Raw genomic sequence first — 11,927 nt, 5'->3', positions numbered from 1 at the left:
ACTGCTCTTGATACGGAAGGGAATGCAAACTATAGCGACCTCATCGCACCCTATCGAGTGCAATCAGGTCGCTATAGCACTTTATCCCTGCTGCATAATTTTCTCTTCAAACCGATTCCGGTTTACGGAATTATGCAGTAAATGAAGGTGACGAGAAAGGCCAAGCCATGTCATCTGAAAATTCCCCCGAACATCTTTTGTCGCGCGCCCATCAACTGGTCGATCTGGCCCGCAAGGCCGGAGCCGAGCGGGCCGATGCCGTCGTGGTGCGCTCCCGCGCCCATTCGGTCAGCGTGCGGCTGGGCAAGGTCGAGCAGACCGAATCTTCGGAAAGCGACGATTTTTCGCTGCGGGTGTTTATCGGCAACCGCGTCGCCTCCGTCTCGGCCAATCCGGGCTTTGACCTGACGGCGCTGGCCGAACGCGCCGTTGCCATGGCGAGAGTTTCGCCGGAAGATCCCTATACCGGCCTTGCCGATGAAGAGGATTTGGCCCGGACCTATCCGGATCTGCACCTTTACGATCCAACCGAGGTGTCGAGCGATGCGTTGCGCGACGCCGCCCTTGCCATGGAAGAGGCCGCTCTTGCCGTCAAAGGCGTCAGCAATTCGCTGGGAGCCAGCGCATCGGCAGGCATGGGCGGATTGGTCCTTGTCACCTCGCACGGCTTTTCCGGCCACTACCAGGCCTCGCGGTTTTCCCGCTCGACCGGGGTGATCGCGGGGGAAGGCACGTCGATGGAGCGTGACCACGATTATGACAGCCGCCTCTATTTCGCCGAGCTGGACAGTCCTGAAGAGATTGGCAGGCGCGCAGGCGCGCGCACGGTGCGCCGGATCAATCCGCGCAAGGCCGACACCGCCAAGAACCTGACGGTTGTGCTCGATCCGCGCGTGGCACGCGGCTTTGTCGGCCATATCGCCGGCGCCATCAATGGCGCAGCCGTGGCCCGCAAGACGTCGTTCCTGCGTGACCGGATGGGCCAGCAGGTGCTGAAATCCGGTCTCAACATCACCGACGATCCGACCCGGGTGCGCGGCTCTTCCTCGCGTCCATTCGATGGCGAAGGGGTGATGGGCAAGCCGCTGACAATGATCGAGGATGGCGTTTTGCGCCATTGGTTCCTGTCGACGTCGGCGGCGCGCGAACTGGGCTTGAAAACCAATGGGCGCGGCGCGCGTGGCGGCACGTCCGTCTCGCCCTCCTCCTCCAATCTGGCGCTGGAGCCGGGCGACATCACGCCGGAGGCGCTGGTATCAGGCATTTCCAGTGGATTTTACATTACCGACATGATCGGCCATGGGGTTGACATGATCACCGGCGATTACAGCCGGGGAGCATCCGGTTTCTGGATCGAGAATGGCGAACTGACTTATCCGGTGTCGGAAGTGACCATCGCTTCCAACCTGAAGCACATGTTCATGGCGATGACGCCAGCCAATGACATCGACCGCAAATTCGGCGTCGCGGCTCCGACCCTTGCCATCGAAGGCCTGACGATTGCAGGGAAATAACCACATCGACAAGGACCGCAAAGGGTGAGCAGCACAAGTCAAATGCCAGATCTTCAAGCCGATCTCGACCTCATTGCCGAGGCAGCGCGACAGGCTGGCGAGGTGGCGCTGACCTATTTCGGGGCCGATCCGGATGTCTGGTGGAAAAACGAGGGCCAATCACCGGTCAGCGCGGCGGACTATGCCGCCAACAGCCTGCTGGAAAAGCTCCTGCGCGGCGCGCGCCCCTCCTATGGCTGGCTTTCGGAGGAAAATGACGACGATGAAAGCCGGTTGAGCCGCGACAGTGTCTTCGTGATCGACCCGATCGACGGCACCCGCGCCTTCCTGGCCGGGGAAAAGACCTGGTGCGTGTCCGTTGCGGTCGTGCATCGTGGCCGTCCAGTGGCCGCTGCCTTGGTCGCCCCTGCCCTTGGCGAAACCTTTCTGGCAACAGCCGAGGGGCAAGCAAGCCTAAACGGCGAAGCGATCACCGTTGCCAACCGCCTGCCCCATCAAAGCCTGCGGGTCGCGACACCCGCCGAATTGATCAAGGCTTTTCGGGACGGCGTGCGCGAGCGGCTGGAACGGGTCGCCCATATTCCTTCGCTCGCCTACCGGCTGGCACTGGTGGCGGACGGCCGGATCGATGCGACGCTGGTGATGAAAAACTCCCATGACTGGGACCTGGCCGCAGCCGATCTTATTCTGGAACGGGCCGGTGGAGCGCTGACCGACATCCACGGCAAACCGCTGCTCTACAACCGGCCACAGGTGCGCCATGGGCATCTGCTGGCCGGATCGAACGCCGTCCTGCCCGAACTGCTGGCCGCCTTTTCGGCAGGACCGGAAACCGGGCCGGATAAGAAGCGATAAAATTTCAAATATATACACTCATAAATTGCATCCAGAGAATAAAGAGGTCACGCGGCACCGGTTGACCTTGCTGTAAAAATCAAGCAGATGACATCTGCGGGAGAATGATGATGGGAAAGATGAGATGACCGAAAAAAACGACAGGAAACAGCTTCTGCATCTGGTGTTCGGTGGAGAGCTGAGCAATCTGGCTGAAGTTCAATTCCGGGATCTGAAAGAATTGGACATCGTCGGGATCTTCCCCGACTATGCATCGGCCCTGACAGCCTGGAAAAGCAAGGCGCAGCAGACAGTCGATAACGCCCATATGCGGTATTTTATTGTGCATATGCATCGATTATTGACCCCTGGCGACCAATAACGCGTAGAATAGACTGACATTCGGTGCCGCCTTGAACCATGATGGTTTGCGGAAAAAACACGCTTGATGACGGATCAAGGCCTCGCAGCCATGACCCTTTGGCGTATTGAGGGTTGGAGAAGGATGAGCGCATTGGCACGCATCGCACTGACCGCCTATCGCTGGGCAGGGATCGTCGCCTTTCCGTGTGCAGGACTGTTCCTGTCCATTCGCGCCGCCAAAGGCAAGGAAGACCGCACCCGTCGGCTGGAACGGGTCGGCTATGCTGCCGCAAACCGTCCGCGCGGACCGCTGGTCTGGGTTCATGCCGCCAGTGTCGGAGAGATGATGGCAGTGACGGCGCTGATGCGGGAACTGCGTCGCTGCGAGATCAATGTTCTCCTGACCACGGGTACGACAACCTCGGCCCAGATTGCCAGCGACCGTCTGCAGGACGGTATTATCCACCAATATGTGCCAATCGATGCCCTGCCCGCTGTGCGACGGTTTCTGGACTATTGGCAGCCGGACATGATGATCGGCGTGGAATCGGAGATCTGGCCGACCATGCTTCAGGATCTGCATGACCGGCAGATCCCGCAGATCCTGGTCAATGCCCGGATTTCTGATCGCTCCTTTGCCCGCTGGCAGCGCCACCCCGCCGTGGCCGCCTCGCTGTTTTCCAAGCTTGCCATGGTCGTGGCGCAATCGGATGTCGATGCAGAGCGGTTCCGCGATCTCGGCGCCTGGCCGGTCAGCGTCTCCGGGAATATCAAGGTGGACACCGATGCTCCACCCTGCGACAGCAGCCTACTGACCAGCTATGAGCGACAGATTGGCCATCGCAAGACCTGGGCGGCGATTTCCACCGCCGAGGGCGAGGAAAAGATCGCCGCCATGGTTCACCGGGCTTTGAAAGCCCATATGGGCCAACTCAGCATCGTCGTGCCGCGCCACCCCGAACGGGCCGATGCCATCGAGGCGATGATGATCGAGCAGGGGCTGACGGTTGCCCGCCGCAGCCGCAACGATACGATCACACCGCAGACCGATGTGTTTCTGGGCGATACGATCGGCGAAATGGGGCTTTATCTCCGGCTGACGGATATCGCCTTCGTTGGTCGCTCCATGATGAAGGATGGCGGCGGCGGCAACCCGATGGAGCCTGCCGTGCTGGGCTGCGCAGTGCTAAGCGGCCCGCATGTTGAAAATTTCCGCGAAAGCTACCAGCGCTTGGTGCGCCATGGCGCCGCCCGCGTGGTGCGCGATGCCGAAACCCTGGCGAAAGCGGTGCATTTCTTGATGAACAACCATCTGGCACGGCACAAAATGGCCGATTCCGGTATGGAAGCGGTGCAAGACATGCGCGGCGCGCTGACGGCGACCATCAAGGCGATGGAACCCTATATCAATCCCTTGACCGTCAAAGCCCGCCTCGAACCGAAGACGGCAGCGGGCGAATGACAGGGAGCGGCATTGTGACCGATGATCTTGCACGAACGCACCCGAAAATTCGTGGCATCCTGTTCGACAAGGACGGCACGTTGCTGGATTACGACGCCAGTTGGGCGCCGGTGAACCGGCAACTGGCGCTGATGGCAGCTGATGGCGACCAGACGCTGGCCGATCAATTGCTCTCCGCCTGCGGCATGGACCCCGAAAACGGCTATATGGTCCCCGATAGCCTGCTGGCGGCGGGGAATGCCCGTGAGATCGCCGAGGGACTGGCCAAGGCGGGGTCACCCTTCGATGCCGACTACCTCACCGAAGCCCTGGATGCGATTTTCGCCAATGCCGCAGCACTTTCCGTGCCGGTGACCGATCTTAGCGCGCTGTTTGCCAAGCTCAAGGCACGCGGCCTGAAGCTCGGCATCGCCTCCTCCGACAACGAGCGCTCGATCCGTGCCATCGTGGCGCGGTTCGGGCTTGAGTCTCATGTGGATTTTATTGCCGGTTACGATAGCGGCTTCGGCTGCAAGCCGGAACCGGGCATGGTGCATGGGTTTTGCCATGCAACAGGCCTGACCCCTGAACATGTAGCCGTGGTCGGCGACAATAATCACGACCTGTTGATGGGCCGCAATGCCAAAGCCGGGCTTTCCATCGCCGTGCTGACCGGCACCGGATCACGCCTGACGCTGGAAGCGGGTAGCGATTTTTGCCTGAACGATATTACCGAACTTGAACAGGTTCTGGGTTGAGGGGCAGCCGATGAAGCTGCATGCACCCTCTTTTTGGTGGGGGAAAACAGGTGTGCTTGCCATGGCGCTGTGGCCACTGTCTTTCCTCTATGGCCGAATTGCCGCCCGGCGTATGCGCGGGTCTTCAGCCTATGCTCCCGCTGTGCCGGTGATCTGTATCGGCAATGTCACGCTGGGCGGCGCCGGCAAGACGCCAACGGCCCTGGCGCTGGCCAAGGCCGCACTTGCCATGGGCCTGAAGCCTGGCTTTCTCAGCCGTGGCTATGGCGGATCGGTCCGCCGCCCGACAGTGGTCGATCCAGCCCAGCACACCGCCAATGATGTCGGCGACGAACCGCTGCTGTTGGCGCGCGTGGCGCCGACAGTGGTCGCATCGCGCCGCCGTGAAGGGGCGAGGGAGCTGGAACGCCAAGGCATCGACCTGATCATCATGGATGACGGGTTTCAAAGCGCGCAAATCCGCATCGATTGCGCCGTGGTGGTCACCGACAGTTACAAAGGCAACGGCAATGGTTTGGTCTTTCCCGCCGGGCCATTGCGGGCGCCGCTGGCAATCCAGTTTCAAAAGCTGGACATGCTGCTGGTGGTTGGCAAGGGTGACGCCGCCATTCCGCTGGTGCGGCGGGCGGCCCGGATGGGCAAGCCGGTATTGACCGGGCACCTCCATCCCCTGCCCGGCCCCAACCTTAGGGGTCAGCGGCTGCTGGCCTATGCAGGCATTGCCGATCCGGAAAAATTCTACCGAACCGTCCGCGAACTGGGTGGAGACATCGTCGTGGCCAAGGGGTTTGGCGATCATCAGGCCTTGTCGGCTGCGGCAATTGCCGAGCTGATCGAAGAGGCTGAGGCCAACGATCTTCTGCTGGTCACGACCGCCAAGGATCAGGCCCGGCTACGGGGTTCACGTCGGGGGGTAGCAGGACAAGACCGGGCAGAGGAACTTCTGGCTAAATCCACCGTGATCGAGATCGAGATGATCTTCGATGATCCGGCTGTGCCATCACGGATAATAGACCGGGCGCGGGATCGGTTTCGCAGGTCTCGTTAGCCCAAGCCGCATTGCCCGCGCACCGGGTCGGGCCGCTTACCGCTTCTGGTTTGGAAGGTTACCGGCGCGCTTTTCCGCTTCGAGCGAGGCCGCCGCATCGACATAGGCTTCCTGACGGTCAACGCTCCAGTATTTCAGCTCATCGATGGTGATCGGTCGGCCGGTGATGGCGCAGACCACGTAGGAGCCGGGAAAAGTAATCTGGAAATCCGCATCCAGATATTTCACCGTGGCCTCGCGATTTCCACGGCTTTCGAAGCGATTCATGGAGTGGTCCTAACTCTCTTCTTGTTCTTGTCGTTTTGTACTGCTTGCCGTTGCGTGCCAAACCGGCAGTAGCATGCCGTCTATAAATGCACACAAACTGCCCTTGCAATCAACCGTCAACTGCGACCGAACAGTCGCTCTATATCCGACAGTTTCAGTTCAATATAGGTTGGGCGCCCGTGATTGCATTGGCCGGAACCGGGCGTTTCCTCCATTTTTCGCAGCAGCGCGTTCATTTCCTCGACCCGCAGCAGCCGACCGGAGCGCACCGATCCGTGGCAGGCCATGGTAGCGGCCACATGTTCCAGCCGGGCAAACAGGCTGCCCGCCGTTTCCCATTCGGCAATTTCATCGGCCAATTGCCGCACCAGTCCCGGCACATCCACTTCACCCAGCATGGCAGGCGTTTCGCGCACGGCAATCGCTCCCGGCCCGAACCGTTCGATCGCAAGGCCCAGCTTATCGAGGTTTTCGGCATGTTCCATCAGCCGGTCACAGTCTTCTTCCGGCAGGCCGATGATTTCGGGAATGAGTAGGCCCTGGCTGGGCAATCTGCGACCCGATAGAGCCTTGCGCATATCTTCAAACACCAGCCGCTCGTGGGCGGCATGCTGATCGACGATCACCAGTCCATCCTGCGTCTGGGCAACGATATAATTGGCGTGAACCTGCGCCCGCGCCGCGCCGAGGCGAAACGAGCCACTTTCCATCGCCATCGCCACCGGCTCGGAGATCTGTGAGGGCGAAACATGCCCATCCGCCCGGGCCGCTGGCATCGCCAGACCGTCAAACCGGTTCTGACCACCATCGAGCGGCCTATGGGGGGATGTATCGACGCTCCATGCTGAAGGCTGCGCCGGTCGTGCGCCATAGGCGGGCGCATAGGAATTGTTCGCAGCCGCCTGCGCGCCTTCGGCAAAACCGCCATTTGCACCAGGACGAAAGGCCCGCAGCATGGCATCGGCCCCTGCCGTCGATGACCGGTCGCCTTCGCGCGTCAAGGCCTGACGGATTGCCCCGACAATCAGGCCGCGCACCAGGCCGGGATCTCGAAACCGCACATCCGACTTGGCCGGATGGACATTGACATCCACCAGAGCCGGATCAACCGTCAACGCCAGCACTGCTACCGGATAGCGGCCATGCGGCACGGTTTCGGCATAGGCACCGCGAATGGCCGACAGGATCAGCTTGTCCTGCACCGGACGGCCATTGACGAAGGCATATTGATGGGCGGAATTGCCACGGTTGAAGGTCGGCACACCGGCAAAGCCGCCCAGATGCACGTCCTCTCGCTCGGCATCGAGCGCAATGGCATTATCCCGGAAATCGGGGCCGAGCACCTGGGCAATTCGGGCAAGATGATCGTCGCCGGTCGACGGTAGTTCCAGCGTTGAACGATCCGAGCCAGACAGGACGAAGCGGATCTTCGGAAAGGCGATGGCCATGCGCTTGACCATTTCGGTAATCGCCGCAGCCTCGGCTCTCTCGGTTTTCAGGAATTTCAGCCGGGCTGGCGTGGCAAAAAACAGGTCACGCACCTCGACCACCGTGCCGGGATTGCCGGGTGCGGGGCGCACCTCTCCAACCTTGCCGCCTTCCACCGCGATCTGGAAAGCACTGGCGCTGTCTGCCCTGCGGCTGGCAATGGTCAGGCGCGCCACCGAACCGATGGACGGCAGCGCCTCACCGCGAAAACCGAGGCTCTTGATATCCATCAACGACTCATTGAGCTTGGAGGTGCAATGGCGGCGAACCGCCAGCGCCAGATCCTGCCCATCCATGCCGCAGCCATTGTCGGTGATGCGCAACAGGGCCTTGCCGCCACCCGCCGTGGCGATCTCGATGCGGCTTGCTCCGGCATCGATGGCGTTTTCGATCAATTCCTTGGCGGCACTGGCCGGACGCTCAATCACTTCGCCAGCGGCGATCTGGTTGATCAGGGTTTCCGAAAGCTGTTTGATGCTCATACGCTTATTGTCGCCAATTGTCGGCCAAGAAGAAAGCCCGGCAAGGGGGCAATTCACCGCGATCTTTCCCGACTGCTCGCCCCCGTCATTAAGGGGGCATTAATCGAATACCAATAGGCTTAATTCAACTTTAATCGTTTTTGATCGCGGTCGCCGAAGAAAAACCCGCTGCTCTGGTTGGCGTGACCCACTCCTGCACTGTTTGGTATCATCGAGGCACGACGAAAGCGCAAATAAGTTATATATGCTGCATGTTTCTACCGGGAGTCGATTCCGATCCGGCTGGCCATGCAGTAAACATGGGTTGGTAGGATAATGCGGCCGATGCTTATCTTGAACGAGATGCAACGCCTTGGAGGCGAAGATGCATAAGCAACCGGGCGACAGGCAGACAACGGACCGGACATGGGCAAGCGCCCTGGTTCTGGAGCATAGTCTTCTCGATGCCGTCTGCGACGCGCAAGGCAGTGCGCTTCTGGTGGTCGATAGCGACGATATTATCGTCTATGCAAGCCCGCAATTGCTGAACTTCTTCGAAATTCCGGAATTCTACCTGCAAGCGGGCACCAGGCTACGGGATTGCCTGGGCGCGATTTACGATCACTGCATCCGCGCCATCCTGTCCCCCAACCCTCCCTCAAGAGAAGAGTGGCTGGCCGAGCGGGTTGCCTCTCACTGGCGCGAACGTTTCGAAACACTCGACAGAACCGTCAAGAAGCGCACAGTGCGCCAGCTCAATAGACGGCTCGCCAATGGCTTTGGCATTTGCGCGATTTCCGATATTACCGAACAGAAAAAGCGCGAAGAACAATGGCGCACCGATCTGGAACGGGTCGAAGTCACGGAAAATATTCTCGACAGCCTGCCGCAACCGGTCATGGTCTGGGATCGCCAGCACATCGTGGTTGGCATCAACAAGGCATTCGTCGCCATGATGGGGACAAGTGAAGACGCCATTCTGGGCCGCCCTGCCGCAGATCTGCTTGAAAGCCGCTTCCTCGCCAGCTTGCAGCAGGCTGAGCAGCAGGTCGGTGTTCGCGAGCGCTTCATCCGGATTGCCGACCCCGGCTCTTCGCAAGCCGCACCCGCCGCTTATATCAACCGGATCGGCAAGACCGACCGCAGCTTTTGCGTGGTGACTTTTGCAAGCGTCGACGGCGCCGCCCATCTGCTCCGCCCGACGATCCGGGCGGAAAGCAGAAACGCACCAGGCCCGGCAGCCCACATCACCTCGCCGCTATCTCCGCCGCAAAGACAACCGCAACCGGCAACCGAGCCTCCGCGAGAAGACAGCCTGCGGCAACGTGTGGTGATTGCCAGCAGCGATCCGATTTTCCTCGCAAATGCCGTGGGCGTACTGCCGCAACAGGCAAGCGATCGCTGCATCGTTCATAGCCCTTACGAATTACGCGCCGTCATTGAACTCGCCAGATCGATGGCCATGTCCATTGACCTGATCATTACCGACAGAGCCATGTCTGTCAGCCGGGAGCAGCTTGCACTTGATGATACGACGCGAACCCTCGTCGCTGACCGCAACAGCGTCGCAGAGCGCCTGACCCAGCATCTTCAGCCACGGGCCGCGACGATTGCGCAGACAAGGTCTCACCCGGAAGGCATCGTTCGCGCACCAAAGAAGACGGTGGAAATCCTTGTTGTCGAGGACAATGAAGTCAACCAGATCGTGTTTTCGCAAATCCTCGAAGGACTTGGCCGCAGCTACAAGCTTGCGGTCAACGGTGCGGATGCCTTAGCGATCTGGCAGGCCGAACGTCCCGCCATCGTGCTCATGGACATTTCGCTACCGGATATCAATGGCATGGATCTCTGCCGTCTGATGCGGCAAAGGCAACGAGCCGGAGAGCGCCGCACAGCCATTATCGGCGTGCTGGTGCCAGCCTTCGACCATGACCGTGGACGGTGCCTCGACGCGGGCATGGACGATGTCATCGTCAAGCCGCTCAGCCCCGACATGATCGAACAGCTTCTGGATCGTCATCTCGAAACACACCGTCATGCCACGGCATGATGGCCTAAAGCATCGGGCAGAAACTCAAAATCAGCACAATGCTCTCTTTTTGTTTGGGCTCTCTTTTTGTTTGGGCGTCTGAGTTTTTCGAAAACCGTTTCTTAACATTCGGTCCGATGCTGTCTTCGACACCAATGCGGGTTACGCCGGAAAGTCAAACCGCATCAAAGATAACAACCGTCTGACTGGTTGAATGTGAACATGACGGTTTCAAGTTGTATGCAGTAAATCACGGGTAAGAATCCACAGTCCCCCTCGGCTAAACGCTAGAATTTTATTAATTTTTTATGCGCATGGTAGTTCCGTGATCTATGACTTTTTTTGGGATAATGAATGGGTGCGGCCAACACCATAGTGCCAGACATCGATCAGGGAGAGGCCAAGGCTTTTACCGATCCGCTGACGGGGCTTGGCAATCACCATAGGCTGCAGGAGCGAATCCGCAGCCTATCGGCGGAGCGCGCCGCCGATCCCGCACCCTTTACAGTGGCTTTGGTCAATCTCGACGGTTTCAAGCCAATTAACGACCTGTTCGGGTCGCTGGCGGGCGATGAGATCCTGTGTCAGGTCGCCCATCGTCTCAAGGCCTGTATTCCCGATGGCGCCATTGTTACCCGTCACGATGGTGACGAGTTTGCCGTGGTGCTGCCGCTGATTTTCGAACAGATCAGCGCCGAGCGGATCGGCAATCTGATCAAGGACGTACTATCGGCGCCCTATGACCTCGGCGACCGCAATGTCCGGCTTTCGGCATCGCTGGGCTTTGCAATCTTTCCCTTTGCCGGCGACGATGTCGAAACGCTGATGAAAAGCGCCGAGACGGCTCTTTATCGCTCAAAACGGCGCGGACGCGGCCAGATAACCGTTTATTCGCGAGAAATTGCCCAGGAAATGCGTCGCTCCACCCAGTTGGAGCAGGCGCTGCGCAATGCGATCATCAACGATGCCGTCGATACGCATTTCCAGCCGATCGTCTCGCTTGTCGATGGCAAGGTTCTGGGTTTCGAAGCGCTGGCCCGCTGGATCGACCCAGATCTCGGCTTTGTTTCGCCAGCGATCTTCGTGCCGCTGGCCGAGGATAGGGGCTTTATCGACACGCTGTCGGAAACCCTGTTGCGCAAGGCTGCGGAAGCGGCACTGACATGGCCGCGAGAACTGTTTTTGTCCTTCAACCTTTCCTCGGTGCAATTAACCGATTCCGGCACGGCCTCACGCACGCTGTCGATCATCAACAGTGTCGGCCTCGACCCGTCGCGGCTGGAACTGGAAATTACCGAGACCGCTGTGATGAGTTCCGCCGACATGGCCGGGCGGATCATCGCCGAACTGCGCGCGGCAGGCGTGCGTATCTCGCTCGACGATTTCGGCACCGGCCAATCCAGCCTTGGCCGCCTGCGAGAATTCACCTTCGACAAGGTCAAGATCGATCGGGCCTTCGTCTCGGCGATCACGACTGACACCACCTCCGAACATATCGTCCGGGCGATCATCACCATGTGCGAAGGCCTGAAGCTGCAAGTGGTGGCGGAAGGCATCGAAACCCTTGGCGAAGCCACCAGGCTCCTGGCCCTCGGCTGCACCATGGGCCAAGGCTATTATTTCGGCAGGCCAGCCGATGCGATGGCCACGCTGCGCTATCTATCGCGCCAATATTCCGACTTCACCGCTCGCAGGCAGACGGGGCCGTTTTCAGGCTATTGAGT

10 protein-coding genes are annotated in these 11,927 nt (G+C 59.8%); 8 read left to right on the top strand and 2 right to left on the bottom strand.

Annotated elements, in window-relative coordinates:
* Window positions 1-167 precede the first annotated feature (167 nt).
* The 6 genes from ASB66_RS08515 (at window position 168) to lpxK (ending at window position 5,958) form a co-directional block, all read left to right on the top strand.
* Window positions 168-1,514, top strand: coding sequence for a TldD/PmbA family protein (locus tag ASB66_RS08515; protein WP_060719170.1), 1,347 nt, complete (start codon window positions 168-170; stop codon window positions 1,512-1,514).
* A gap of 42 nt (window positions 1,515-1,556) precedes the next feature.
* Window positions 1,557-2,369, top strand: a complete 813-nt coding sequence (locus ASB66_RS08510) for a 3'(2'),5'-bisphosphate nucleotidase CysQ (protein ID WP_060719171.1) — start codon at window positions 1,557-1,559, stop codon at window positions 2,367-2,369.
* 124 nt (window positions 2,370-2,493) lie between these two features.
* Complete coding sequence (locus tag ASB66_RS08505; RefSeq protein WP_060719172.1) at window positions 2,494-2,730, top strand: DUF4170 domain-containing protein; 237 nt, start codon at window positions 2,494-2,496, stop codon at window positions 2,728-2,730.
* Window positions 2,731-2,853: 123 nt separating this feature from the next.
* Window positions 2,854-4,173 (top strand): lipid IV(A) 3-deoxy-D-manno-octulosonic acid transferase, encoded by a 1,320-nt coding sequence (gene waaA, locus ASB66_RS08500; RefSeq protein ID WP_114386380.1) that lies wholly within the window; start codon window positions 2,854-2,856, stop codon window positions 4,171-4,173.
* Window positions 4,170-4,910, top strand: a complete 741-nt coding sequence (locus tag ASB66_RS08495; RefSeq protein ID WP_060719174.1) for an HAD family hydrolase — start codon at window positions 4,170-4,172, stop codon at window positions 4,908-4,910. The genes waaA and ASB66_RS08495 overlap by 4 nt, the downstream gene beginning before the upstream one ends.
* A gap of 10 nt (window positions 4,911-4,920) precedes the next feature.
* Complete coding sequence (lpxK, locus tag ASB66_RS08490) at window positions 4,921-5,958, top strand: tetraacyldisaccharide 4'-kinase (protein WP_060719175.1); 1,038 nt, start codon at window positions 4,921-4,923, stop codon at window positions 5,956-5,958.
* A gap of 36 nt (window positions 5,959-5,994) precedes the next feature.
* On the opposite strand, the gene ASB66_RS08485 is transcribed toward lpxK, so the two are convergent.
* Window positions 5,995-6,225 (bottom strand): DUF2093 domain-containing protein, encoded by a 231-nt coding sequence (locus ASB66_RS08485; RefSeq protein WP_015915055.1) that lies wholly within the window; start codon window positions 6,223-6,225, stop codon window positions 5,995-5,997.
* A gap of 116 nt (window positions 6,226-6,341) precedes the next feature.
* Window positions 6,342-8,195: a DNA mismatch repair endonuclease MutL gene (gene mutL / locus ASB66_RS08480; RefSeq protein ID WP_060719176.1), complete on the bottom strand. Its 1,854-nt coding sequence runs from the start codon at window positions 8,193-8,195 to the stop codon at window positions 6,342-6,344.
* A 364-nt stretch (window positions 8,196-8,559) separates the two neighbouring features.
* Between mutL and ASB66_RS08475 the strand changes: the two genes are divergently transcribed.
* Both ASB66_RS08475 and ASB66_RS08470 read left to right on the top strand, forming a co-directional pair.
* Window positions 8,560-10,224, top strand: a complete 1,665-nt coding sequence (locus tag ASB66_RS08475; RefSeq protein ID WP_060719177.1) for a response regulator — start codon at window positions 8,560-8,562, stop codon at window positions 10,222-10,224.
* A 333-nt stretch (window positions 10,225-10,557) separates the two neighbouring features.
* Window positions 10,558-11,925: a putative bifunctional diguanylate cyclase/phosphodiesterase gene (locus tag ASB66_RS08470; protein WP_060719178.1), complete on the top strand. Its 1,368-nt coding sequence runs from the start codon at window positions 10,558-10,560 to the stop codon at window positions 11,923-11,925.
* Window positions 11,926-11,927: the final 2 nt, after the last annotated feature.

Source organism: Gillisella vitis, assembly GCF_001541345.2.
Classification (GTDB): domain Bacteria; phylum Pseudomonadota; class Alphaproteobacteria; order Rhizobiales; family Rhizobiaceae; genus Allorhizobium; species Allorhizobium vitis.
The sequence above is the reverse complement of the archived record's forward strand: the minus strand, read 5'-3'. Positions and strand labels throughout refer to the sequence as shown.

Excerpts from the sequence above, each read along its gene's own strand:
- mutL (WP_060719176.1), bottom strand. The coding sequence starts at position 8,195 with ATGAGCATCAAACAGCTTTCGGAAACCCTGATCAACCAGATCGCCGCT.
- ASB66_RS08510 (WP_060719171.1), top strand. The coding sequence starts at position 1,557 with ATGCCAGATCTTCAAGCCGATCTCGACCTCATTGCCGAGGCAGCGCGA.
- lpxK (WP_060719175.1), top strand. The coding sequence starts at position 4,921 with ATGAAGCTGCATGCACCCTCTTTTTGGTGGGGGAAAACAGGTGTGCTT.
- ASB66_RS08485 (WP_015915055.1), bottom strand. The coding sequence starts at position 6,225 with ATGAATCGCTTCGAAAGCCGTGGAAATCGCGAGGCCACGGTGAAATAT.
- ASB66_RS08470 (WP_060719178.1), top strand. The coding sequence starts at position 10,558 with ATGGGTGCGGCCAACACCATAGTGCCAGACATCGATCAGGGAGAGGCC.
- ASB66_RS08505 (WP_060719172.1), top strand. The coding sequence starts at position 2,494 with ATGACCGAAAAAAACGACAGGAAACAGCTTCTGCATCTGGTGTTCGGT.
- ASB66_RS08475 (WP_060719177.1), top strand. The coding sequence starts at position 8,560 with ATGCATAAGCAACCGGGCGACAGGCAGACAACGGACCGGACATGGGCA.
- ASB66_RS08495 (WP_060719174.1), top strand. The coding sequence starts at position 4,170 with ATGACAGGGAGCGGCATTGTGACCGATGATCTTGCACGAACGCACCCG.
- ASB66_RS08515 (WP_060719170.1), top strand. The coding sequence starts at position 168 with ATGTCATCTGAAAATTCCCCCGAACATCTTTTGTCGCGCGCCCATCAA.
- waaA (WP_114386380.1), top strand. The coding sequence starts at position 2,854 with ATGAGCGCATTGGCACGCATCGCACTGACCGCCTATCGCTGGGCAGGG.